A 24,284-nucleotide genomic window follows, 5' to 3' on the forward strand; every position below is an offset into this window, starting at 1 on the left:
CACTTCTTTTTTTCGAGTTCATGCTGTTACGAATTTTCCGTTTCTTCTCAATATTCTCCTTGCCCTTGCTGCATGCAATGGGAAGTGTCCTGGGATGGGCCGTATACCTTTTATCACCTTCCTATCGCCGCCGGATGCGCGAGAACATGGCACGCGCCGGCTATGGCAGCCACTTGCGCCAGGCCGTCGCGGAGGCCGGCAAGGCCGTGGCCGAATTGCCATTCGTCTGGCTGGCATCGGACCAGCGGATCGCACGCCGCGTGTTCCTGAAAAACTATGAACTGGTCGAAGAACACCTGCGCGCGGGGCGTGGCATTGTGTTCCTCACGCCACACCTTGGCTGTTTTGAAATGACCGCGCAACGCGTGTCGCACGACAGCCCGATCATGGTGATGTACCGCCCGCCGAAGCAGGCGGCGATGAAGCCGCTGGTGGAAGTGGCGCGTGCCCGCGGCCAGATGCTGCTGGCGCCGGCCAACCTGTCCGGCGTGCGGATGCTGGCCAAGTTCCTCAAGTCAGGCAAGCCCATCGGCATCCTGCCGGACCAGGTGCCGCAGGAAGGCGAAGGCGTGTGGGCCGAGTTCTTCGGACGGCCGGCCTACACGATGACGCTGCCGGCCAAGATGGCCAGGCTGGGCGGCGACGCGCCGGTGGTGCTGACCTATGCCGAAAGGCTGCCGCGCGGGCGCGGTTTCCTGGTCCACTTCGTGCCGTTCCCCGGCTCGCTGGAAGGCGACAACGCGCAGCAGGCACGGGCGATCAATGCGGCGATGGAGCAGTTGATCGCCGGCTGCCCGGCCCAGTATTACTGGAGCTATAACCGCTACAAGGTACCGCCCGGCGTGGCGGCCCCCACTACGGCGGAGGCCGCATGAAGATCCTGCTTGGTTTCATGTGGCTGCTGCACTGGCTGCCGCTGCCCGTGCTGGGCCGCTTCGGCACGGCGGTGGGCAGCCTGCTGTTCATCATCATGGGCCCGCGCCGCGAGATCGCGCTGGTCAACCTGCGCCTGGCGATGCCGGAACTGTCGGAAGCGCAGCGCCGCGACCTGGCGCGCCGCCATTTCCAGGCATATTCGCGCAGCGTGTTCGAACGGGCGGTGCTGTGGTGGGCATCCGAAGCCCGGCTGCGCCGGCTGATCCGCATCGAGACCAGCGACGGCATGCCGCCGGGCCAGATCCCGGTGGCGGCGATGACGGAAAAGCCGACCATCCTGCTGTGCCCGCATTTCGTGTGCCTGGATGTGGGCGGCGCATCGATCGCGATGGAAGCCTCGGCCTCGTCGATGTACGTCACGCAAAAGAACGCCACGTTCGACGCGGTGCTGCGCGCCGGCCGGGCTCGCTTCAAGCCAGTCAAGCTGTTCACGCGGCAGGATGGCATCAAGCCGATCCTGCGCGCGCTGCGCGACCGGCTGCCCTACTTCATGCTGCCGGACATGGATTTCGGCGAGAAGGATGCCGAGTTCGTGCCATTCTTCGGCGTGCCGGCCGCGACCCTGACGGCCACCGCCCGCATCGCCGCCACCACCGGCGCGCAGGTCATGCCCGTGATCGCCACTTTCCTGCCGAATTATCAAGGCTGGCGCGTCAAGTTCTATCCGGTGTGGGACAATTACCCTGGTACCGACATGGTTGCCGCCACGCGCCGCATGAACGAATTCATCGAGGAGCGCGTGCGCGAAGCGCCGGCGGAATATTTCTGGACTCACAAGCGCTACAAGACCCGCCCCAACGGCGAAGCGTCCTTCTACTCGAACAAGCGATGAAACTCAAATTCACCAAGATGCATGGCGCCGGCAACGACTTCGTCGTGATCGATGCCATCAACCAGCAGATCGACTTCACGACCGCGCAGTGGAAGGCGCTGGCGGACCGGCGCTTCGGCGTCGGCGCCGACCAGTTGCTGGTTGTGGAAAAGTCGACGAACCCCAGCTGCGATTTCCGCTACCGCATCTTCAACAACGATGGCGGCGAAGTGGAACAGTGCGGCAACGGGGCGCGTGCGTTCGCCAAGTTCGTGGCCGAGAAGGGCTTGACGGAGCGGCGCAGCATCGCTGTCGAAACGATGTCGGGCATCATCGCGCCGCGGCTGGAAGAAGATGGCAGCGTCACGGTGGACATGGGCGCCCCCATCTTCGACACCGCCCTGGTGCCTTTCGATACGGAAGGCCTGGCCGGGCAGCCGGAAGGCGACGATACGCTGTGGCCGCTGGTGCTGGAACTGGCGGGGGAAAAGGAAACCGTGCTGGTGTCGGTGCTGTCGATGGGCAATCCGCATGCGGTGCAGGTGGTGCCCGACGTGGACACGGCGCCGGTCGAACTGACCGGCCCGCTGATCGAGCACCATGCCCATTTCCCGAAACGGGTCAACGCCGGCTTCATGCAGCTGGTAAACCGCCAGCACATCAAGCTGCGCGTGTTCGAGCGCGGCGCCGGCGAAACGCTGGCGTGCGGCACCGGTGCCTGCGCGGCCGTGGTGGCGGGCATTCGCCGCGGCCTGCTCGATTCGCCGGTGCGCGTGGATGCGCGCGGCGGCGAACTGTCGATTGCCTGGGCCGGCGATGGCGAACCGGTCTACCTGACCGGTCCCGCCGTCACGGTGTTCGAAGGCGAGATCACGGTCTGAACCTAATGCCGCTTAGTTAGCGGAATTAGATGTAGTTCGCGGCGCTAGCGGATTGGTGGCTTGGCAGGGGTTTCGCGAAACATGCTTCGCGCCTGCCAGGCGGTGATGGCTTGCAAGCCATCATTCCTCCGACAGCGAGCCCCCTGACGCCAACTCAAACAGTCACGCCGCCTTAACTTAACGGCATTACCGTCTGACCCTAATGCCGCTTAGATAAGCCCACCCCAAGTGCAAATTCCGGGGTCAGACCCGGCGGGTCTGACCCCTGCCCTTCGCTGTTGGGGTGAATGCATGCGCTTCCAACGTATCGGGTAACGCTTAACTTAGCGGCATTACCGTCTGACCCGGTTGCAAGGAACCGCCAGCGAACCTAGGCGGCCAGCTGCGCACGGCCGCCTTCGTCGGCTCCATCGACCGACTGCAGCCATGTCTTGAAGCGGTACAGCCGCTGCCGGTAATTGCCTTCCAGCTTGCTGTCGACCTGCTCGAACTGGCGCGCGATGCGCTCCAGCGCCTGGCGCTGCCGGGCGGTTTCCACCAGTACCAGCCGGCGCCGCCCGCGGCCATAGCTGGCGCGGATGTCGACGACGAGGCAATGGCCCTGGTCGGCCGCCTTCACATCCAGCAACAACGCTTCCGCCCGGGTCAGCCCGAACAGCGCGGCCAGTTCGATGCGCGCCGCCAGCAGCGGCTGGCTGCTGACCAGTTCCCGCGTCAGCAACGGCAGCAGTGCCACCGCCCACCCGCTGGCATCTGGAGCCGGCGCGATCCGGGCCAGCGCTTCGGCGGCCTGGGGGCAGTGCTGCGCCGCCGCTTTTTGCAGCCAGTACGCCGCCTTCACGTCGTTGCAGTCGCTGCTGCGCCGCATGCGCCATGCCTGCAGGCCGCATTCGAGCTGCGCGCCACCATGCCCCAGTGCCGCCGCCCGCTCCAGGCACGCTTGCGCCTCGCCCACGCAGCGCTGCGAAAACTCCGGTTTCACATAGATGCGCGACAGCGCGAACCACGCTTCGGCCAGGCCCTGCTCGCCGGCGCGCGTGAGCCAGCGCACCGCTCGCTTGAAGCTGGCCGGGCCTTGCGCCAGCCGCATGCCCCCCGCGTCGATGCGCGCCAGTTGCAAGCCCAGCGCCAGTTGCGCGTGGCGATCGCCCGCCGTGGCCGCCAGCTCGCGCATGCGCTGCGCCTCGTCGCCTTCCGCGCCAGACGCAGTGCCGCTTTCCTGCATCAGTGCTTCCGCGCAGCGCGCCAGCAGGCGGGCATCCGCGGCCGATCCCGACCACGCGGCGCAATCGGCCGGTGCCTGTGCAAGCAGCGCACGTGCCAGCGGCAGCGCGGTGTCGAGGGCAAGGGCCGGCTCACCCGGCTGTGCTTCGCCGGTGCCGCGCCCCGCCAGCGCCATCGGCACCGGTGCTGCTTCGTGGCCGGCGAGGCGAAGCCGCGCCAGCAAGGCGCCCGCCTCGCCGGCCCCGGCACGCTGCGCCGTGTCCAGCGCGCGCCGGGCACGCTGGCACAAGCCGGGCTGCGTAATGGCCGGCTCCTGCAGCAGGAGCTGGCCCAGCGTGATCGCGGCCTGGACGATGCCGGCATCGCTGGCGCGGGCATACCACTCCAGCAGCGTGGCGCGGTGGTGGCTGGCATATTGCCAGGGAATGTGGCGGCCGATCAGCAGCCATGCCTCGTCGAGGCCGGCGGCTGCCGCGCGTGACAGCCAGTGCAGCGCGGTAGGTGGGCTGCACGGCAAGCCGGCACCGCCGGCAAGGTAGAGCTTACCCAGTTTCAACTGGCATTCGGGGTCTCCCGCTCGCGCACCCCGGATCACTGCCAGCTCTTCACGATTGGCCATGTCGGTCTCCTGAACGCTGCTTATCGCGGCCCCCGGCCATGCCGGGTTTCGCCTGCTGCGTTTTCTTGTCGTTGTGAGAGTAAGGCGTAACTGAACAGTTTATGTAGCGAATTGTTGCACGTCTAATACAAGGTTGACTTCGCTTGATCTCGCGCAAACGAGGTCAAGCAGTGGTCCGGCTACGCTGTCCGTGATTACCTTACCAATGAAAGGATTACATGACGTGAATAAACCAGTTGGCACCGTAAAACTACCGTTTTATAAATACAACAAGATTCGGAAGATTTAGCGTTTTCAACCAAGACTCGTGCCGTCAATCGACCAATCCACGGCGCTCGACAGCAACCTCATCTAAGGTGCACCTGTCCAGTTTCACAAGCATCCACCGCTGGCTTCTTGAACCAATCAATTCAGAACAGAGGGAACGACAAATGAAGAAATCCTTGGTTGCCCTGGCCCTGACGGCCGCCTTCGGCGGTGCCGCCGCCCAGTCTTCCGTGACCATCTACGGCACGATCGACGCCGGCATTCAGCGCACCACCCACACCGCCAACGACGCCACGCAGGTTACCCGCCGCGATAACAACAAGCTGGGTTTCCGCGGTGTCGAAGATCTCGGCAATGGCCTCAAGGCATTGTTCCAGCTGGAAATCCGCTACGATCCCGATACCGGCGCGCTCGAGAACAATGTGCGTCCGCTGTTCCAGGGCCAGAGCCGCGTGGGCCTGCAGGGCGCGTTCGGTACCGTACGCATCGGCCGTGGCCTGACCGCCTACCAGGAAACCTCGACCCAGTTCGAGCCATGGTCCGGCCTGCCCGCGGTAGCCGGCTACCAGACCGACCTGCACGTGGCCGGCTATTCGAGCGACCCGCTGAGCGTTGTCGGCAATTCGATCAACCGCTTCTCCAACGCGGTGTTCTACAACACGCCGGTATGGGCCGGGTTCCAGGTCAATGTATCGGTGGCCACCAAGGAAGCCAACAATGGCCCGGCCATCATCGGCAAGGGCACCGCCTCGGCACCGCAATACGCGGCCAACTCGACGGCATCGGCGAATCCGTACTCGGTCAGCGCCACCTACACCAACGGTCCGTTCGCGGCCATGGTGGGCGCCGAACGCAATGCCATCGAAACGGAACTGTGGTCGGTGGCGGCCTCGTACAAGCCGATTCCCGACCTGAAGCTGATGGCTTCCTACCAGCGCCAGGACCTGGGCCACACGATGTGGACCAACGAGAATATCAGCGCCTGGGTGGTGGGCGCCAACTACACCGTTGGCGCGAACAAGTTCCTGGTCGGTTATGGCCAGAAGGATCCGGATGGCGTGATCAAGACCAAGCAGGCATCGGTCGGCTATGAGTACAGCCTGTCGCCGCGGACCTACCTGTATCTCGACCTGTCGGTGAAAAAGGCGCCGTTCACCGTGGCCGCCACCAATGACGACACCCGCAAGCACTATGCGCTGGGTGTGCACCACAATTTCTGATCCGTTTTTCAGTCCGCTTTTCAGTCAGTCCGCTTTTAAGTCCGACCGCTTATCCAGTCCGTCTGCTTTTCTAGTCCAGTCTTCACAGTGCGAGGGAGAAGCGCTCCGGGGGCAGTTTGCCGGAGCGTTCTTTTTTTGCCGGTCCGTCGGGTAGAATGTTGCTTGCTTTTCTTAAAGTGACAACAATGACCGCTACCCTGGATTCCTCGGCTGTCGCGCAATACCTGGCAGACCATCCCCATTTTTTTGAAGAACACGCAAGCCTGCTGGGCGACGTCCGGCTGTCCAGCCCGCTGACCGGCCGCGCCGTGTCGCTGCAGGAGCGCCAGATGGAAGTGATGCGCGAGCGCTACAAGGCGCTGGAACTGCGCCTTGCCGAACTGAACCGCAATGCGCAGGAAAACCAGGCCATCGCCAACCGGTTCCACGCCTGGAATCAGTCGCTGCTGCGCGAGCGCGACGTGGCCGCGATGCCGCGTGCCGTCACAGAAGGATTGAAGGCCGCGTTCAATGTGCCGGCGGCCACGCTGCGCCTGTTCGGTGTCGCGCCGGCCCATGCGCAGGAATGGTTCGCGGCCGGCGTATCCGACGATGCCCGGCTATTCGCCAACGGCTTGCTTACGCCCTACTGCGGCAGCAACAACGATTTCGAAGCGGTGCGCTGGCTCGAGGATGCCGGCTCGATCAAGTCCGCCGTGATCGTGGCGCTGCGCCAGCCCGGCGCCGGCGGCGCGGCCTTCGGCCTGCTGATCATGGGCTCGCCCGATCCGGAACGCTTCACGTCGCTGATGGCCACCGATTTCCTGGTGCACATCGGCGAAACGGCCAGCGTCGCGCTGGCCCCGCTGCTGGCCTGAGCATGGGCGATCCGCGCGGCATGGCCGACTGGAGCGCGGAGTGGCTGCGGCACCTGGCCACGCAGCGCAAGCTGTCGCCGCGCACGGTCGACGCCTATGGCCGCGACCTGGCCGAACTGGCCGGGCTGCACGGCGGGCAGGACTGGACCGCCATCACCCACGCGGACATCCGCCGCTACACCGCGAAATTGCACGCGGGCGGCCAGCAACCCCGCTCGATAGCCCGCAAGCTGTCCGGCTGGCGCAGCTTTTTCGGCTGGCTGGCCGACCACACGGCCCTGGCGGCCAACCCGGTCGACGGGGTACGCGCACCGAAACGGCCGAAACTGCTGCCGAAAGCCCTGTCGGTCGACCATGCCGTGCAGCTGGTCGCAACGCCGGCACGCCGGGCAGCTACCCCGACCCCGGCCGAATCGTGCAACAGCGCGATGTTCGAACTGCTGTATTCCAGCGGCTTGCGGGTATCCGAACTGTGCGGGCTCGATACGCACTTTCGCAAGGCCGACGCAACGACCGGCGCGTCGGCAGGCTGGCTCGAACGGGAAAATGCCGAAGTCGTGGTGACCGGCAAGGGCAACAAGATGCGCCGCGTACCGGTCGGCAAGGCCGCGCTGGCCGCGATCGACGCCTGGCTGCGGGTGCGCCCCGCCCCGTCCGACGGCAGTGCCGCGCTGTTCGTGAGCGAACGCGGCAGCAGGATGTCGCCGCGTGTCGTGCAGATGCGGCTGAAGCGCCATGCGATCGCCGCCGGCGCGCCGGTCCACGTGCATCCGCACATGCTGCGGCATTCGTTCGCCTCGCATGTGCTGCAGTCTTCCGGCGACTTGCGGGCCGTGCAGGAAATGCTGGGGCATGCCAGCATCACGTCGACCCAGGTGTATACGGCACTCGATTTCCAGCACCTGGCCGAGGTGTACGACAAGACCCATCCGCGAGCCAAAACAGGCAAAGGCACGGGCTGATCGAGGTCAATTGTGCGATTGGACAGCATAATTGGAATTCCGGCATAATCGACCGATTCTGATTTTGGCAACCGATTCTTTCAACTGACATGGCACTGATTCCGACCACTATCCTGACCGGCTTTCTCGGCGCCGGCAAAACCACGCTGCTGAACCGCATCCTGCGCGAACAGCACGGCATGCGCATCGCCGTGATCGAGAACGAATTCGGCCAGGAGAATATCGACAATGAAATCCTGGTGCAGGAAAGCCGCGAACAGATCGTCGAGATGAACAATGGCTGCATCTGCTGCACGGTGCGTGGCGACCTGATCATCGGCCTGTCGGACCTGGCGAAGAAACGCGCCGCCGGCGAAATCGCCTTCGACCGCGTGGTCATCGAAACCACCGGTTTGGCCAATCCCGGCCCGGTCGCGCAAACCTTCTTCATCGACGAGGAAGTGGGCAGCCATTACCTGCTCGATGCGATCGTGACCGTGGTCGACGCGCGCCATGCGATGCAGCAGCTCGACGCCAACGAGGAAGCCCAGCGCCAGGTGGGCTTCGCCGACAAGATCCTGCTGTCGAAGACCGACCTGGTCGATGCCGCCGCGATCGAGGAACTGACGGCGCGCCTGAAGCGCATCAATCCGCGCGCGCCGATCGGCCGCTCCGATTTCGGCAATGCGCCGATCACCGAAGTGCTGGACCTGAAAGGGTTCAACCTGAATGAAAAGCTGGAGATCGATCCGGATTTCCTTGCTGCCGAGGAACATGATCATGAACATCACGATCATGAGCATGATCACGAACATGGCGAACATTGCGATCACCCGAGCCACCACCACGCGCACCATACGGACGATATTTCCGCCTTTGCATTCACGAGCGAGCGCCCGTTCGATTCAGCCAGGCTGGATGAATTCCTGGGTGGGCTCGTGAATGTTTACGGCCCTCGCATGTTGCGCTACAAAGGCGTATTGTGGATGCAGGGCGCTGAGCGCAAGGTCGTGTTCCAGGGCGTGCACCAATTGATGGGCAGCGACCTGGGGGCGAAATGGGGCGAAAACGACGTGCGCGGCAGCAAGATGGTGTTTATCGGCAAGAATCTGCCAAAAGACATCTTTATTCGCGGTTTGGAACAATGTCTGGTATAAACTAACCCGGTTTTTGTGGGGCCGCGTCCGGTCCAGGCCATGCGGCCTCCCGGCTGGAATTTGAAAACTCTGTCGTATCGAAGGTAAGCGAAGTCATGACCAAAACAAATAAGTCCCCCGCGGAAGCGCCTATCCTCACCGAAGAAGAAATCCTCGCGATGAGCGACAAGGACTATATGAATCCGGCGCAACAGGCGTTCTTCAAGGCCAAGCTGCAGGCCCTGGAAAAGGAACTGCTGAAAAACGCCGGCGAAACCACCGAACACCTGCGTGAAACCGTGCTGGTACCCGATCCGGCCGATCGCGCCACCATCGAGGAAGAGCATGCGCTGGAATTGCGTACCCGCGACCGCGAACGCAAGCTGCTGAAGAAAGTCCAGCAATCGATCGTGGCCATCGACAATGGCGAATATGGCTGGTGCGAGGAAACGGGCGAGCCGATCGGCATTCCGCGCCTGATCGCCCGCCCCACCGCCACGCTGTCGCTGGAAGCGCAGCAGCGGCGCGAGCTGAAACAGAAACTGTACGGCGACTGACCCGCCCTTCTTCCCATGAAAAAGCATGCCTCGGCATGCTTTTTTATTTCCTGCCGTGCCAAGCTCATGTTTGCCTCTGGGCTACACTAGCGCGATGGGTCTCTTTTCCCTTTTCCGCAAAGACAAGCCGGCCGTCGAGGAGGACGAGGACGAGGCTTATGCACGCCTGGCCGCCAACAGCGAACTGCAGCGCCGGGAAGATGACGCACAGTCGAGCCTGCAGATACAGCAGCAACTGGACCTGCAACGCGATATCGCCCGCGCCACCGTGCTGAAAATCGATGCGATCGAAGCCGCGATGGCGGCCGACATGTTCGATGAACCGGCCTTTCGGCGCCCTCCCCGGCGCGCTGCGCCCCCTGCCGAGGGCAGCCCGCCCGACGAGGCGGTCACCGAACTGCTGGAAGACGACGACATCCCGGTCGAAGCGGCTGCCGCCGAAAGCGCGCCCGTGGTCGAGGAAGCGGCGATCCTGTACGCCAACGGCGAAGCCGATGAAGCATGCCGCCTGCTGGCCGCCGCCGTCCATGGCGGACCGGCCAGCGACCGCACCGCCTGGTGGATGCTGTTCGACCTGTACGCCGTGCTCGGACGGCAGGAAGCGTTCGACAGTCTCTCGATCGACTACGCCAGTACGTTTGAAACGTCGCCGCCACCGTGGAATCCCGCGCTGGCCGATGACACCGCCACCTACAGCGGCGTCACCCCGACCGCCACGCTGGCCGGCGTGCTCGATGCCGCCACCAGCGCGCAGATCGCCCACCTGCGCAGGGCGGCCGACGGCGCTGCCGTGCTGCGGCTGGATTTTTCCCGCGTCACCGCGGTCGAACCGGACGGCTGCGCCCTGCTGCACGACACCCTGCGCGAGGTGCAGCAAGGGCGCGAACTGATCCTGGGGGGCGCGGAAGAACTGTTGCGGCAGGTGCGCGCCATCGTCGACGTCGGCCGGCGCGACGATGGCGCCGCGCCGTGGCTGCTGCTGCTCGAACTGCTGCGCCTGCTGAACCGCGAAAAGGAGTTCGAGGAAGCCGCCATGGATTATTGTGTGACGTTCGAAGTGTCGCCGCCACCGTTCACGCCGCCGGGCAAGGTGGCCAGCACGCCTCGGCAGCTTGCCGCGCCGGCCGGCGACCGCTACCTGCTGCCACGCATGATCGAGGGTAACGCCACGGAAGTGTGGTCGGCCATCCGCGACCATGCCGAACGGGGGCCCGCGCTGGTCTTCGACTGTTCGCGGCTGGCGCGGATCGATTACGTGGCGGCCGGGCACCTGCTGGCGCTGCTGCAACAACTGGCCGGGCCGGACCGGCGCATCGAATTTCGCGAGCTGAACCACATGGTCGCGGCGCTGGCGCGCCTGCTGGGGTATGGCAGTGTCGCCAGGCTGTTGCCACATCGATACTGACAGGTTTTTTATCCGCCTTGCAATTTTTTGATCGGCCCCCATTTTCGCGGCTGGCGTCATCACTTGAGGCAACTATGGAACAATTTCACGGCACGACCATCCTTTCCGTCCGGCGCGGCGACCAGGTGGCATTGGGCGGCGATGGACAGGTAACGCTGGGCAATATCGTCATGAAGGGCTCGGCCCGCAAGGTGCGCAAGCTGTACCAGGGCAAGGTCCTGTGCGGCTTTGCCGGCGGTACCGCCGATGCGTTCACGCTGCTGGACCGCTTTGAAGCGAAGCTGGAAAAACACCAGGGCAACCTGCTGCGCGCCTCCGTCGAAATGGCCAAGGACTGGCGCACCGATCGCGTGCTGCGCCGGCTGGAAGCCATGCTGCTGGTCGCCGATGCGCAATCGACCCTGATCATCACCGGCAATGGCGATGTGCTGGAGCCGGAAGACGGTATCGGCGCGATCGGTTCGGGCGGCGTGTACGCGCAGTCGGCGGCCAAGGCGCTGTTCGAGAACACCGAGCTCACACCTGCCGAGATCGTGAAGAAATCGCTGACGATCGCCGGTGAACTGTGCATCTACACGAATTTGTCGCACATTATCGAAACGCTGGATTGATGGCCCAACGGGCCACCCTCGACAACCACGGACAACAGCAGGAATAACATCATATGAACATGACCCCGCAGGAAATCGTCGGCGAACTGGACAAGCACGTCGTCGGCCAGGGCAAGGCGAAGAAGGCCGTGGCGATCGCATTGCGCAACCGCTGGCGCCGGCAGCAGGTCGAGGAACCGCTGCGCCATGAAATCACGCCGAAGAACATCCTGATGATCGGCCCGACCGGTGTCGGCAAGACCGAGATCGCGCGCCGCCTGGCCAAGCTGGCCGACGCCCCCTTCATCAAGGTCGAAGCCACCAAGTTCACCGAGGTGGGCTATGTGGGCCGCGACGTGGACACCATCATCCGCGACCTGATCGACATCGGCATCAAGCAGACGCGCCAGGCCGAGATGGCCAAGGTGCGCGCCCGCGCCGAGGATGCGGCCGAAGACCGCGTGCTCGACATCCTGCTGCCGCCGCCGCGCGACTTCGGCTTCTCGGCCAGCAACGATGCGCCGGCCGAGAAGGACACCACGCGCCAGACCTTCCGCAAGCGGCTGCGCCAGGGCGAACTGGACGACAAGGAAATCGAGATCGAGCTGGCCGACCAGGCGCCGCAGATGGAGATCATGGCACCGCCCGGCATGGAAGAAATGACCGAGCAGATCAAGTCGATGTTCGCCGGCGTGGGCGGCAACCGCAAGAAAGCCCGCAAGATCAAGATCCGCGATGCGATGAAGGTGCTGCTGGACGAGGAAGCGGCCAAGCTCGTCAATGAAGACGAGATGAAGCAGAAGGCGATCCAGAACGTGGAACAGAACGGCATCGTGTTCCTGGACGAGATCGACAAGATCGCTTCCCGTTCGGAGATGGGCAATGCCGACGTGTCGCGCGCCGGCGTGCAGCGCGACCTGCTGCCGCTGGTCGAAGGCACCACCGTGAACACCAAGTACGGCATGATCAAGACGGACCATATCCTGTTCATTGCTTCCGGCGCCTTCCACCTGGCGAAACCGTCGGACCTGATCCCGGAACTGCAAGGCCGCTTCCCGATCCGCGTGGAACTGGAATCGCTGTCGATCGCCGACTTCGAGCGCATCCTGACCAGCACCGATGCCTGCCTGACACTGCAGTACGCGGCGCTGCTGGCCACCGAAGGCGTGACGCTGGAATTCGCCCCGGGCGGCATCACGCGCCTGGCGGAGATCTCGTTCCAGGTCAACGAACGCACCGAGAACATCGGCGCGCGTCGGCTGTACACGGTGATGGAAAAGCTGCTGGAGGAAATCTCTTTCTCGGCCACCGCCGCGAGCGACCCGGGCGACAAGCATATCGTCATCGATGCAGACTATGTAAACCAGCGACTGGAAGCGCTGTCCGTCAACGAGGACCTGTCCCGCTACGTCCTGTAATCCACACGGTTTAGATCATGGCAAACAAGGCCCTGGCAACCCGGCAAAAGATGCGCCTGCGCATCGAGCCGTCGCAATCGTTCACCAAGCCGCGCAACCCGTTCGCCGCGCTGGCCAAGGCGCGCGCGGCCGGGCCGCACGAGCGCAGCAAGTCCGCCGAGCGCCAGGCCGCCAAGGCCGCCATTGCAAAGGCAAAGCTGAAGCCGGATCCGGACGATTAGTTGCTTGAAACTTAGTTGCGTGAAGAATGGGGACCGACCGGATCGCCGGACAGCCTGTTCTTGAAGAATTTCCTCGAAACTGGGTTCATCCCTATTTATTGGTTATTGCATGCATACACCCCAACGGCAGAGGCTGGGGTCCGACCCGACGGGTCAGACCCCGGGTTTTGCACTTGGGGTGGGCTTATCGTAACGGCAGCAGGAGCCGAGCCTGTTTATTGGAGGCTGGGCCGCTGGGCTGGTCCCATCTGTACAGGTGCGGGCTGGCCGGCAGGGCCGGTCGGCGTGCCGGCGGGCGGCGTGACCAGCGGCGTGGCGGAAGGTTGTGGCGCCGGCATGGCGACAGGCGGTGGTGCGGCCCGGTTCACGGGCGCCAGCGGCGCGGCGGTGGTCGATGACACACCGGCATCCGGCAGCAGGTCGAGGCGTTTGCGCACGCCGCCGTCGAGCAGCGTCACGTGGCGCGCCTGCACATCCTCCACGGTGACGCCCGGCGCCACTTCCTTGCCGACCGGGTAAGCCTTCGGTATATCGCCGCTGGTGGCGATGATCGCCACGCTGCCGCGGCCGTCGCGGGCAGCTACCACGCCGCGCAACTCATACGTGCTGGCGGTAGCGATCGTGGCCTGCCCGCCGAACAGTCCCAGTGCCGCGTCGACCGGCGGCGGCGGTGTTTCCTGCACCGGCACCACGGCGATCTGGCGCTGCTGCGGCTTGAACAATTGCAGGCTCCAGTAGGCCGTGGACGCGGTCAGCGCCACCACGGCGGCCAGGGTGGCAATGGCGGGAAGGTGATGCGGCAAACGGTTCATTCCAACTCCGGTAAGAATCTTGCGGCGGCCATCAGCGCACCAGCTGGTTGATCTCGATGATCGGCATCAGCACGGCCAGCACGATCAGCAGCACGACGACGCCCATCGCCAGGATCAGCGCCGGCTCCAGCAGCCCGGCGATCGTCAGCGTGCGGCGCTCCAGGTCCGCTTCCTGCGCGGCGGCGGCGCGCTCCAGCATCGCCGGCAGCTCGCCGGTGATTTCGCCGGCGCGGATCATGTGGATCAGCATCGGCGGAAAATGCTTCTGGGCCGACAGCGCCCGCGCCAGGCTCACGCCCTCGCGCACCGCATCGCTGGCCTCTTCCACCAGCTGGCGCATGGCCACGTTCGACAGCGTATCCCGGCTGGTTTCCAGCGCGCGCAGGATCGGCACACCGGAACCGGTAGTGATCGCCAGCGTGCTAGCGAAGCGCGACGTGTTCAGGCTGCGCTCGAACTTGCCGTACAGCGGCGCGGTCAGCAGCCACGTGTGCCAGCGCGTTTTCAGCGCGATGTTCTGCAGCGCGCGGCGCCACGCGATCCAGCCGCCGATCAGCAGCACCAGCACGACCAGCCCGTAGTTGCGCACGAAATCCGAGACACCCAGCATGATCACCGTGAGCAGCGGCAGCTTCTGCTTGGTATTGGCGAAGACCGACACGATCTGCGGCACCACGTAAGTGAGCAGGAAGATCACGATCGCGAACGCCACCACCGTGACGATGGCGGGATAGGTGAACGCCAGCCGCACCTTCTGCACCAGCGCGTTGCGCCGTTCGATGTAGTCGGCCAGCCGCGACAGCACGCGCGACAGCTGGCCGATCTGCTCGCCCGACGCCACCAGCGCGCGGTAGATCTCGGCGAAGTCGCGCGGGTGGCGTTTCAGCACGTCGGACAGCGCCGCGCCGCCGATCACCTCGGAGCGGATCGAGGCGATCAGGTCGCGCACATACGGCCGCTCGGCCTGTTCCAGCAGTGCGGTGAAGGCTTGCTCCAGCGGCAGCCCCGCTTCCAGCAGGCTGGCCATCTGGCGCGTGAACAGCGCCAGTTCCGTCGTCGACAGTTTTTCGCCCAGCCCGCGGCGCGTCGATGCGCCACTGGCATCGACCTGCGCCGCGATGGTGTCCACCTTGATCGGTACCAGTCCCCTGGCGCGCAGGTCGGCGCGCGCGGCGCGCGGGCTGTCCGCGTTGACGACGCCTTTCTTCGTGGCCCCGCCCGCATCGACGGCTTCATAACGGAATGCCGGCATTCAGTTCATCCCCGATCTCAATCCTTGGCGACGCGCAGCAGCTCGGCCAGCGTCGTGGTGCCGTTGGCGAGCCAGCGCTCGCCGTCCTCGCGCATCGTCGTCATGCCGTCCGCCAGCGCCGTGTCCTTGATCGCCGCTTCGGAGGCGCGGTCGTGGATCTGGCCGCGGATCCGGTCCGTCGTCTGCAGCAGTTCGTAGATGCCGACCCGGCCCTGGTAGCCCGTCTGGCCGCAGGCGTCGCAGCCGACCGCATGCCACACGTGCCCGCCCGGCGTCACCTCGCTGCGCTTGCACTCGCCGCACAGCTTGCGCACCAGCCGCTGCGCCAGCACGCCCAGCAGCGATGACGACAGCAGGAACGGTTCGATGCCCATGTCCAGCAGGCGGGTCACGGCCGATGCCGAATCGTTGGTGTGCAGCGTGGCCAGCACCAGGTGGCCCGTCAGCGAAGCCTGCACGGCGATCTGCGCCGTTTCCAGGTCGCGGATCTCGCCGATCATGATCACGTCCGGATCCTGGCGCAGGATCGCCCGCAGCGCCTTCGCGAACGTCATGTCGATGCGCGAGTTCACCTGCGTCTGGCCGACGCCGGCCAGGTCGTATTCGATCGGGTCCTCGACGGTGAGGATGTTCGTCGTCGTCGAGTTCAGCAGCGACAGCGCGGCATACAGCGTGGTGGTCTTGCCGGAACCGGTCGGCCCCGTCACCAGCACGATGCCGTGCGGCTGCGCCAGCAGCCCGTTGAACCGGGCCAGCATCGGCTCGCTCATGCCCAGGTGCTGCAGGTCCAGGCGGCCGGCTTCCTTGTCCAGCAAACGCAGCACGGCCCGTTCGCCGTGCCCGGTCGGCAGCGTGGACACGCGCACGTCGACCGGCTTGCCGCCCACCCGCAGCGTGATGCGGCCATCCTGCGGCAGGCGCTTCTCGGCGATGTCCAGCTGCGCCATGATCTTGATACGCGAGATCAGCGAGCCGTGGATCGCCTTTCTCGGCTTGACGATGTCGCGCAGCGCGCCGTCGATGCGGAAGCGCACCACGGAAATCTGCTCGAACGGTTCGACGTGGATGTCCGACGCGCCCTCGCGCAGCGCCTGGGTGAGCAGCGCATTGATCATGCGGATCACCGGCGCGTCGTCCGACGATTCGAGCAGGTCTTCGATGGCCGGTACATCCTGCAGCAGCCGGGTAAGGTCCAGGTCGGCGTCGAATTCGTCGGCCACCTGCGACACGTCGCCACCGGCGCCGGCATAGGCCGCGGCGATGGCTTCCTCCAGCTGCGCGCGCGGCAGCGGTCGCAGCTGGATGCGGCCGAAACGGCGCGACACCTCGGCGATCGCCGAAGGCGCGGTGGCGTTCGACACCAGCACCTCGACCGTGCCATCGCGTTCGCCACCCCTGGCCAGCACGAGGAAATCGCGGGCGAACGCGTAAGGAAGAAGATTATCCATGATGCCGCCTGTTCAGATGAGCCAGCATCACTGCTGCCGCGTGGTTTGCGGTACCGGCTGGGCCGCTCCCGGCGCCCCGGCCGGTACCGGTGCCGGCGGCACCGGCGCGGCCACCGTCGGCGAGCCGACCGGCACGCCGTTGTTCAGCGCCGGCAGTTGCGGCTGGCCCAGCTGGCGCAGCAGGATCGTGTCGCTCGGCGTGAAATCGGCGCCCGAGGCACGCATGTAGTCGTAGCGGTCGGCGGCCAGGCTCATGCTCTGTTCCTTGTTGCGGATGACCACCGGGCGCAGGAACACCATCAGGTTGGTTTTCTTGCGCGCCCGCGTGTTGTACTTGAACAGGTTGCCCAGCACCGGAATGTCGCCCAGGCCGCGCACCTTCTCCACGCCGTCCGACGCGGTATCCTCGATCAGGCCGCCCAGCACGATGATCTGGCCATCGTCGGCGATCACGTTGTTCTCGATGACGCGCGTGTTCAGGATGATGCCGGACGACGAGGTGGTCAGCGACGACTGGTCCACCGACGACGATTCGTTATAGATCGCCATCTTGATCGTGCCGCCTTCGGAAATCTGCGGCTTCACCTTCAGGGTCAGGCCGACGTCCTTGCGGTCGATGGTCTGGAACGGATTGGTGTTGGTGCCGGACGTGGTGGTGAACTGGCCGGTCAGGATCGGCACGTTCTGGCCCACGCGGATGGTGGCCACTTCGTTATCGAGCGTGATCATGTTCGGCGTGGACAGGATATTGCCGTTGCCGGTCGTTTCCAGCGTGTGCGCCACGGCGCCCAGGCCCAGTTTGCCGCCTGCCAGCTGCTTGAAGATGCCGATCGTCAGGCCATTGCTGGGCGCCGCGTCGCCGTTGTAGACGTTGACCAGGTTGTTGCCGCCGCTGGAGAACGACTGCAGGCCGCCGATCCGGTAATCGCTGTTGCTGTTGCCGGAAGCGCCCACCCACTGCACGCCGAATTCGGAGGCCTTGTCGACCGAGACCTCGACGATCAGCGCTTCGATGTAGACCTGGGCACGGCGCACGTCGAGCTGGTCGATCACGGCGCGCAGGTTGCGGTAGATCGTTTCCGGCGCGGTGATGATCAGCGTGTTGGTCGAGGCATCGGCCTGGATGAAGCCGGCCGTGCCGCCCGTGGTGCCCTGCTGGGTGCCCGTGCGGTTCCCCGACAGCAGCGGATTGGTCGGGCCCGAGTTCTGCGACGACATGCCGCTCTGGCCGATGGTGTTGTTGGCGCCGGTCTGCATCATGGCGCCATTGTTCAGCGCATTGCCGGACGCGCCGGTATTGACCGGCGTTTCGCCGGACATCACGGCGCGCAGCGTTTCCGCCAGCTGCGTGGCATCGGCGTTCTTCAGGTACACCACGTGCACGTTGCCCGACTGCGAGGTGGGCATGTCCAGCTTGGCGATCAGCGAGCGGGCCAGGTTGGCACGCGCCACCGAGGGTGCGCGCAGCACCAGCGAGTTGGTGCGCGGGTCGGCCAGCGCCGAGACTTGCCCGCCGCCATCGCCACCCTTGCCCGGCTCCATCAGCTTGTTGATCATCGAGGCGATGTCGCTGGCGATCGCGTGGCGTACCGGGATCACGTCCATGTCCGCCGACGCCGGCGTATCCATGGCCGCGATGATTTTCGACAGGCGCTTCAGGTTGTCCGCATAGTCGGTGATCACCAGCGTGTTGTTGCCGGGATTCGCGTTGATCGTGTTGTTGGTGGAGATCAGCGGGCGCAGCACGCCCACCAGGTTCGCCGCCGACTCGTGATTGAGCTGGAATACCTGGGTGGCCACCTGGTCGCCTTTCGGCGCGGCCTGCCCTGTCACGATGGTCGGGGTGGCCTGCAGCTTGGCTTCCGCCTCCGGCACCACCTTGGCAAAGCCGTCGCCGCTGACGATCGCATAGCCCTGCAGCCGCAAGGCGGAGGTCAGCAGTGCGAAGGCCTGCGACTTGCTGATGGATTTTTCCGAGACCAGCGTGATCGTGCCTTTCACGCGCGGATCGATCAGGAACGTGATGTTGGTGTAGTGGCCCACCGCCTTGATGACGGATTCGATATCGGCACCGACGAAGTTCAGCGCGGCTTCATCCTGCGGCGCGGCCCATGCGGGGCCCACGGAAGAGGACAGCACGCAGCACAGCAGCGCACCGGCGGACAGGCGCCGCAGCGCGGGAAGTTGACGTTTGCTTGCAGTTTTCATTATCTGAACTCGAGTGCGATGATGTTTTTACCGCCGATATTGCGGCGCTGGCCCAGCAGGTTGAGCAGGTTGCCAAGGGAATCTTCATAGCCGGCGGCCGCCTCGGCCTGGCCGGAGAATTGCAGCCGGCCGTTGCGCAACTGGCCGCTGCCGGACAGCAGCAGCGGCCCTTTGGTGGACGTCAGCGCCACGGCAGCCTGCTGGCCGGCCCAGTCCAGCGCCAGCTGGTAGCTGCCCAGCGGCCGGATCGGCGCGAGGCGCGACGAGACATCCTGCATCTGCAGCGTGGTCACGCCGTTCACCAGGATGTTCTTGTTCTCCAGCGCGAGGGCGAGCGAGGTCCATGCCAGTTGCAGCCGGCCGGACAGCGCCAGCGTATTGAGCGGCGCGCCCAGGCCGGCCAGGCCATCGGCCGGCAGCTTCAGCGCCGCCGGGCTCAATTGCCAGGCGCGCCAGCTGCCCGTGAAGATGACCGGCTGCGTCAGCGCTTCCGGGTTCTCCAGTTCCATGCGCACGCTGCCCAGCAGGGACAGCGGCGACAGCTTCCAGGCGAAACGCCCCGGCAGCAGCGGCGTGACCGCGCCATTGCCGCTGGCCGCACCGCCGACAAAGGCGGAGCCGCGCCACAGCGTGCCCTGCGCGTCGCCCAGCGCCAGGCGCCCGCCGGTCTGTTTTTCCACCAGCGCGGCTACCCACGTGGCGGGGAAGAACACGAGCAGCGTCAGCACGGCCGTGACGGCGATCGCCAGCAGCCAGAGGATGAAACGCTTCATCGGCTGCCCGCTTCCTGGCGCAGGGTCAGCGTGGCATCCACCAGGCCGGCGCTGTCTTCCTTGCCGCCCTGCGTGCCGATCTTCGCTTCCTGCACCGCCAGCCGCTCGTCGCGGCGCACGGCATCGAGCCACGTCACGAGACCGGCGAACTGCACGCCCTTGAAGTCCACCTTCACGTAATCGCCCGTCACGGCCAGGTTTTGCGCGTCCAGCCCGCGTGCCGCCAGTGCCGCCGTCAACCTTTCGCGCGACAGCGGCTGCACCTGCACCGGAGCTTGCGCGCCCAGTTGCGCGGCCTGCGCCGCCAGCGCCTGCATTTCCGCCGTTTCCTGGCGCAGTTGCGGCAATGCCTTGCGCAGCTGTTCGCGGCCCGTCAGCGCCGGATCGACCAGCACCGCATACACCAGCGCCAGGCCGACCACGATGCCGCCCACCGCCAGGAAGCGGCGCTCCTGTTCGGTGCGCGCACTCCAGAAGGCCCCGGCCGCGGCACGCATGCCGACCAGCCCATTGCTTGTGCGTCCATTGCTTGCAAGCCCGCTGGCTGCCGTGCCGTTCCTTGCTTCACTCACCATTTGCCTCCCGCGCGCAATTCCCATGTTCCCGCCCCCGTTTCCGTCAGCGTCAGCCCGCGCGGCGCCAGTTGCGCCTGCACCTGCGCCAGGGCGCCGCCATCGACGCTGTTGGGCTTGAGGCGCACCACCAGCGCGCGCTCGCGGTACTCGAGGCCGGCCACGACGTCGCGCCGTGGCAGCGCTCCCAGCGCCTCGCCGAACGCGGCGGCCAGCGCCGTGAAGTCATCCTTTGCCGACGCGCCGCCGCCCGCCTTTGCGCGGGCGATGTTGGCGCGCAGCTGCGCGGCCGGATCGAGCACCACCTTCTCGTTCGGGTAGGCAGCGCGGAAAATCTGCACCATCGACTGGCGCAATGCCTCGGCCTCGCGTTTCATGCGCAGCCATTCCACGTTCAGGCCCACGAGGTTGACAAGCACCGCCAGCAGCGCCAGCCGCAACGGCCAGCGCCACTGCTTCCAGGCCTGCGCACGGGCGCCGCTTGCCGCCGCGAGCCCGGCCGCCAGGTCCAGCTGCACGGCCTTGCTGGCCGCGATCCGGTGCGCCCAGTGATCTTCTTCCAGCGTGATGCCTACCACGGAGGGCAGCAGCGCTTCGTACTGCGCGTGCTGCGCGGGCGGCACATACAGCGTGACGGGTGCCTCGCCGGCCAGCGCGCGCAGCACTTGCAGCGCGCCGTCCGGCTGCGCCGGCAATGCCAGGCCCATGCCTTCATATTGACCGGTACGCAGCGCCAGTTCCAGGCCGCCTTCGTCGCTGGCCAGGGATGCGGACACGCCGCCGGGCGCCAGCGGCAGGCACAGTTGCGCCGGCAGCGCGGCCACGGCGCGCGCGCCCTGCTGCACCAGCGCCTTTACCAGTACGTCCAGCCAGGCGCGCTGCACCACGGCCACGGTGCGCTCGCTGCCGCCAGGCTGCGCCGGCCCCAGGGCGAACACGCAGTCGTCCGGATCGCCCAGCAGCTGTTCCTCGACGAGGTTGGGGATGGCCGCCTTCAGCCGGCTGCCGGAGAGCGGCGGCACCGCCACGCGCAGCAGTGTCACGTCGGCGGCGGCGAGCAGCAGCACCACCTTGCGGCTCGCCGCCACCAGGTCGCCCAGCTTGCCCAGCGCGCCGGCGCCCTGCTGCATCAGGTTGCCGCCGTCGCCCACCTGCGCATAGGCGCACGCCGCGCCGATGTCGGCCGCGGACGCGCGGGCGGGATAACTTATGTAGAGAGTCGTCAAAACGGTTTGCTTTCCTTAGATTTCCCGTATCCACTCGAGGGTGATCGGCTGGCCTGGTTTCCCGCGCCTGATCAGCGCCCACGATTCCAGCGCCGCGCGGTCCAGCCGCACCTGGCTCAGCACGAGGAAGTAGTCGCTGCGCACCACGACCTGTGCCAGCGATTTCCGGCCCTGTACGCGCGTATTGAAATCGCCGACGTTCGCGAATGATGTGCGCTGGCGCGCCGCAACCAGTGCCTGCGCTTCCGACAGCGACATGCCTTCGACGGCCGCGGCCAGTACTTCCGCCGGCGCCGTGTTCACGTTCACCTGCTGCCCCCGCGGCAGCACGACGACGAAGTCGCGCAGCCTTTCGACGGCTGCCTGCGGAAAGCCCGCCACGAGCAGATCGTCGACACGTTGCAAGGGCATCGGTGCGCTGCCTGCACCCTGCTGCTGCGCCGCCTGCGCGGCGCGCAGCACCAGTTGCGCCGCCGGCTGGGCCAGGCCGGCGTCCAGCTGCAACAGGCTCAGCAGCTGCCCGAATGCCCGCGTTTCCTCCGCGTTGATGCCGGCGTCGGAGGCCAGATTTGCCAGATTGTAACGCGACTGCGCGTCATAAATCTGGCCCTTCAGCGTGGCGTCGTAATCCTCGCCCTCGATCCGTTCGCGCTCCACGTACTGGTCCAGCCGCGTCTCGGCCAGCGGCGTGGCCCACACCCCATCGGCGCGAGTGACCGTCGGGTTGTCCAGCCCGTCCTGCCGCAGGATCAGCCGCGCCCAGTCCAGCGCGCCCCGCAGGATCCAGCGCGTCTGCAAGTGCAGCCGCTGGTTTTCCACCGAGCGCACCTGCACCTGCTGCTGCCAGAACAGGCTGGCCACGATCGTCACCGCCAGCGTCGTCAGCAGCAGCGCGGTCACGACGGCGACGCCGCGCTGGCGCTGTAAGGCCCGCCTCATGTCGCCCCCAGCAGCAAGACCTTCACCAGCGGGTTCGGTTCATTGATCAGTTGCAGCGACATTTCCAGGCCGGTCGGCCCGGTGGTGCCGCTTGTGCCACCAGGGGCCGGGGCCCCGGAGCTGCTTGTTCCTGCACTGGTGCCGCCATTCTGCGGCTGCGTCCATCCGCCATTGGTCCACAGGCGCACGCCCATGCCCGCCACGCCGGCATGCAGGCCGACACCCGGCACCGGGTCGCCATCGGACAGGGCGACCTGCCACAGCGCGTCGAGCTGCACGAGGTCGCGCGTGGCGGCCGATTCGCGGCGCGTCAGCACGCCGTCGCGCAGGCGGTAGCTGACCACCACCAGCTGCGTGGGGCCGAGGTCCGGCGCATGCGTGCGCACGAAGATCAGGCGCAGGTTGTCGGCCACCAGGTTTTGCCGCGTGGCGCCGATCACCTCGCTCGGGGCCAGCTGTTCCAGGTCGTTCTGCAACTGCGCGAAGGCCAGCTGGATGCCGCGCGTCTGCTCCATTTCCTGTGTCAGCGCCACGCGCGAGCGCAGGATGCTGTCCAGCCCGCGCCAGCCCAGCACGGCCACGATCGCCAGCACGGAGATCGCCACCAGCAGCTCGATCAGCGTGAAGCCGCGCTGCCTCATGGTTTGAGCACCAGTTGCACCAGCTTGATGATGCGGCGTTGCGGATTGGCGGTGTCGTACACGGAGACTTCGACGCGGCGCAGTAGCGGGTTCGGCGAGATGATCACTTCTTCCTCGCACTGCAGTTGCAGGTCGCCCTGCGGGCAGGCGAACGAGGTCTTGCCCACCGATGGGAAAACCCGTGCCAGGCGGATCTGCACCAGCCGGTTCTCGGCCGACCAGGTGGCCATCATGGTCGTGCGCAAGCCTTCGCTGTTGCGGGTCAGGCTGCCGATCGCCTGCAGCGCGGCGACCAGCGCCGTGCCGACGATGAACAGCGCCACCAGCACTTCCAGCAGCGTGAAACCCCGTTCGCCGGGCCGCGTCGTCGTGCCGTTCACCTTACTCCACCGTGAAATGGCCGATGCCATCGGCCCGCACCGCGGTGCGCACGTCGTCATGCGCCAGCGTCAGCACGAATGGCTTGTCGACCGGTTCGCGGCCGAACACGATGCGCAGCGGCGCGCCAGGAAGATTGGTGGGGGGATCGAGCAGCAGGGTCATCGGGGTGCGCTTGAAGGCGCGTTCGCGCAGCATGTCGTCTTGCGGCAGGGTCTTCCATTCGCGCCCTTCGCGCACCAGGAAGCGGTAGCCCTGCGTGCCGGCCTCGAACGCGATCGGGCGGTTGCGCACGATGGCTTCGTCGCGCGCCAGCTGCAGCAGCAGGGCCACGCGCTGCGCTTCCTGCTGCATCGCCTGGCGCCCGCTCGGCGCCATGTTCGCCATCACCAGCCCCAGCGTGAAGCCGATGATGACCAGCACCACCAGCAGCTCGATCAGGGTGAAGCCGCGCTGGCGCATGCTGCGATCCGCCGCTTAGTTTTCCCAGGAGCCGATGTCGGCATCCTCGCCGGTACCGCCCGGCTGGCCGTCGGCGCCGGTCGAGAACACGTCCACCTCGCCCTTGATGCCGGGCGACAGGTACTGGTACTGGAAGCCCCACGGATCCTTCGGCATCTTTTCCAGGTAGCCGCCTTCCTTCCAGCCGTTGGCGGCCGGGCCGGACGTGGGCTTGACCAGCAGCGCCTGCAGGCCCTGCTCGGTGGTCGGATAGCGAGTGTTGTCGAGCTTGTACAGTTTCAAGGATTGCATGATGGTGGCGATGTCGACCTTCGCGGCGGCGACCTTCGATTCGCCGGTGCGGGCCAGCAGCTTGGGCACCACGAGCGCGGCCAGCACGCCCATGATGACGACGACGACCATGATTTCAATGAGGGTAAAACCACGCGCGCGGCGCATGACAGGGAGACCTATTTTCATGAAGCTTCAGGACACGGTGAAAAAGCGAAAG

General features: G+C 65.9%; 25 protein-coding genes. 12 read left to right on the forward strand and 13 right to left on the reverse strand.

The genetic code is table 11. The features are described from left to right. Positions 1–20 precede the first annotated feature (20 nt). From EYF70_RS27225 to dapF, 3 genes are read left to right on the forward strand one after another with little or no spacing between them, the layout of a single operon-like run. Complete coding sequence (locus tag EYF70_RS27225) at positions 21–875, forward strand: lysophospholipid acyltransferase family protein (RefSeq protein WP_131148159.1); 855 nt, start codon at positions 21–23, stop codon at positions 873–875. Next, positions 872–1,768, forward strand: coding sequence for an LpxL/LpxP family acyltransferase (locus EYF70_RS27230; RefSeq protein WP_131148160.1), 897 nt, complete (start codon positions 872–874; stop codon positions 1,766–1,768). The genes EYF70_RS27225 and EYF70_RS27230 overlap by 4 nt, the downstream gene beginning before the upstream one ends. Further along, on the forward strand, positions 1,765–2,628 hold the full coding sequence (dapF, locus tag EYF70_RS27235) for a diaminopimelate epimerase (protein WP_131148161.1): 864 nt from the start codon (positions 1,765–1,767) through the stop codon (positions 2,626–2,628). Before EYF70_RS27230 ends, dapF begins: the two co-directional genes overlap by 4 nt. A 370-nt stretch (positions 2,629–2,998) precedes the next feature. Here dapF and EYF70_RS27240 read toward each other — a convergent pair whose 3' ends face one another. After that, the gene (locus EYF70_RS27240) at positions 2,999–4,471 is read right to left on the reverse strand and encodes a tetratricopeptide repeat protein (protein WP_131148162.1); all 1,473 of its coding nucleotides are present in this window, start codon (positions 4,469–4,471) and stop codon (positions 2,999–3,001) included. A 431-nt stretch (positions 4,472–4,902) separates the two neighbouring features. On the opposite strand from EYF70_RS27240, the gene EYF70_RS27245 reads away from it, so the two are divergent. From EYF70_RS27245 to EYF70_RS27285, 9 genes are all read left to right on the forward strand, one after another. Further along, positions 4,903–5,958 carry a porin gene (locus tag EYF70_RS27245; protein ID WP_131148163.1) on the forward strand — a complete coding sequence of 352 codons (1,056 nt, stop codon included), beginning with the start codon at positions 4,903–4,905 and terminating at the stop codon, positions 5,956–5,958. 185 nt (positions 5,959–6,143) lie between these two features. Then, the gene (locus EYF70_RS27250; protein WP_131148164.1) at positions 6,144–6,815 is read left to right on the forward strand and encodes a DUF484 family protein; all 672 of its coding nucleotides are present in this window, start codon (positions 6,144–6,146) and stop codon (positions 6,813–6,815) included. A gap of 2 nt (positions 6,816–6,817) precedes the next feature. Next, the gene (locus EYF70_RS27255) at positions 6,818–7,777 is read left to right on the forward strand and encodes a tyrosine recombinase XerC (protein WP_131148165.1); all 960 of its coding nucleotides are present in this window, start codon (positions 6,818–6,820) and stop codon (positions 7,775–7,777) included. Between the two features lie 89 nt (positions 7,778–7,866). Next, the gene (locus EYF70_RS27260) at positions 7,867–8,913 is read left to right on the forward strand and encodes a CobW family GTP-binding protein (RefSeq protein WP_131148166.1); all 1,047 of its coding nucleotides are present in this window, start codon (positions 7,867–7,869) and stop codon (positions 8,911–8,913) included. Positions 8,914–9,008: 95 nt separating this feature from the next. Further along, complete coding sequence (gene dksA / locus EYF70_RS27265; protein ID WP_131148167.1) at positions 9,009–9,449, forward strand: RNA polymerase-binding protein DksA; 441 nt, start codon at positions 9,009–9,011, stop codon at positions 9,447–9,449. A 94-nt stretch (positions 9,450–9,543) separates the two neighbouring features. Continuing rightward, positions 9,544–10,854 carry an STAS domain-containing protein gene (locus tag EYF70_RS27270; protein WP_131148168.1) on the forward strand — a complete coding sequence of 437 codons (1,311 nt, stop codon included), beginning with the start codon at positions 9,544–9,546 and terminating at the stop codon, positions 10,852–10,854. A gap of 74 nt (positions 10,855–10,928) precedes the next feature. Then, positions 10,929–11,465, forward strand: a complete 537-nt coding sequence (gene hslV / locus EYF70_RS27275) for an ATP-dependent protease subunit HslV (RefSeq protein WP_131148169.1) — start codon at positions 10,929–10,931, stop codon at positions 11,463–11,465. A 53-nt stretch (positions 11,466–11,518) separates the two neighbouring features. Further along, positions 11,519–12,862 carry an ATP-dependent protease ATPase subunit HslU gene (gene hslU / locus EYF70_RS27280; RefSeq protein ID WP_131148170.1) on the forward strand — a complete coding sequence of 448 codons (1,344 nt, stop codon included), beginning with the start codon at positions 11,519–11,521 and terminating at the stop codon, positions 12,860–12,862. 17 nt (positions 12,863–12,879) lie between these two features. After that, complete coding sequence (locus tag EYF70_RS27285) at positions 12,880–13,083, forward strand: hypothetical protein (RefSeq protein WP_131148171.1); 204 nt, start codon at positions 12,880–12,882, stop codon at positions 13,081–13,083. Between the two features lie 215 nt (positions 13,084–13,298). On the opposite strand, the gene EYF70_RS27290 is transcribed toward EYF70_RS27285, so the two are convergent. Genes EYF70_RS27290 through gspG form a run of 12 tightly spaced genes read right to left on the reverse strand, consistent with a single transcriptional unit; the run spans position 13,299 to position 24,253 of the window. Next, complete coding sequence (locus EYF70_RS27290) at positions 13,299–13,895, reverse strand: type II secretion system protein N (RefSeq protein ID WP_131148172.1); 597 nt, start codon at positions 13,893–13,895, stop codon at positions 13,299–13,301. 31 nt (positions 13,896–13,926) lie between these two features. After that, positions 13,927–15,147: a type II secretion system inner membrane protein GspF gene (gene gspF, locus EYF70_RS27295; RefSeq protein ID WP_131148173.1), complete on the reverse strand. Its 1,221-nt coding sequence runs from the start codon at positions 15,145–15,147 to the stop codon at positions 13,927–13,929. 17 nt (positions 15,148–15,164) lie between these two features. Further along, positions 15,165–16,595 carry a type II secretion system ATPase GspE gene (gene gspE, locus EYF70_RS27300; protein ID WP_131148174.1) on the reverse strand — a complete coding sequence of 477 codons (1,431 nt, stop codon included), beginning with the start codon at positions 16,593–16,595 and terminating at the stop codon, positions 15,165–15,167. A gap of 27 nt (positions 16,596–16,622) precedes the next feature. Continuing rightward, positions 16,623–18,803: a type II secretion system secretin GspD gene (gspD, locus tag EYF70_RS27305; RefSeq protein ID WP_131148175.1), complete on the reverse strand. Its 2,181-nt coding sequence runs from the start codon at positions 18,801–18,803 to the stop codon at positions 16,623–16,625. Continuing rightward, on the reverse strand, positions 18,803–19,576 hold the full coding sequence (gene gspN, locus EYF70_RS27310; RefSeq protein WP_131148176.1) for a type II secretion system protein N: 774 nt from the start codon (positions 19,574–19,576) through the stop codon (positions 18,803–18,805). The genes gspD and gspN overlap by 1 nt, the downstream gene beginning before the upstream one ends. Further along, positions 19,573–20,151 (reverse strand): type II secretion system protein M, encoded by a 579-nt coding sequence (locus EYF70_RS27315; RefSeq protein ID WP_229420586.1) that lies wholly within the window; start codon positions 20,149–20,151, stop codon positions 19,573–19,575. Before EYF70_RS27315 ends, gspN begins: the two co-directional genes overlap by 4 nt. Next, positions 20,145–21,374, reverse strand: coding sequence for a type II secretion system protein GspL (gspL, locus tag EYF70_RS27320; RefSeq protein ID WP_131148177.1), 1,230 nt, complete (start codon positions 21,372–21,374; stop codon positions 20,145–20,147). The genes EYF70_RS27315 and gspL overlap by 7 nt, the downstream gene beginning before the upstream one ends. Positions 21,375–21,389: 15 nt before the next feature. Further along, on the reverse strand, positions 21,390–22,313 hold the full coding sequence (gene gspK, locus EYF70_RS27325; RefSeq protein WP_131148178.1) for a type II secretion system minor pseudopilin GspK: 924 nt from the start codon (positions 22,311–22,313) through the stop codon (positions 21,390–21,392). After that, positions 22,310–22,954, reverse strand: coding sequence for a PulJ/GspJ family protein (locus EYF70_RS27330; protein WP_131148179.1), 645 nt, complete (start codon positions 22,952–22,954; stop codon positions 22,310–22,312). Before EYF70_RS27330 ends, gspK begins: the two co-directional genes overlap by 4 nt. Then, positions 22,951–23,334 (reverse strand): type II secretion system minor pseudopilin GspI, encoded by a 384-nt coding sequence (gene gspI / locus EYF70_RS27335; RefSeq protein ID WP_229420587.1) that lies wholly within the window; start codon positions 23,332–23,334, stop codon positions 22,951–22,953. The genes EYF70_RS27330 and gspI overlap by 4 nt, the downstream gene beginning before the upstream one ends. A 1-nt stretch (position 23,335) precedes the next feature. Further along, on the reverse strand, positions 23,336–23,794 hold the full coding sequence (gene gspH / locus EYF70_RS27340) for a type II secretion system minor pseudopilin GspH (protein WP_131148181.1): 459 nt from the start codon (positions 23,792–23,794) through the stop codon (positions 23,336–23,338). Positions 23,795–23,809: 15 nt separating this feature from the next. After that, positions 23,810–24,253, reverse strand: coding sequence for a type II secretion system major pseudopilin GspG (gspG, locus tag EYF70_RS27345; RefSeq protein ID WP_131148182.1), 444 nt, complete (start codon positions 24,251–24,253; stop codon positions 23,810–23,812). Positions 24,254–24,284 lie beyond the last annotated feature (31 nt).

Source organism: Pseudoduganella albidiflava, assembly GCF_004322755.1.
Lineage (GTDB): Bacteria > Pseudomonadota > Gammaproteobacteria > Burkholderiales > Burkholderiaceae_D > Rugamonas > Rugamonas albidiflava.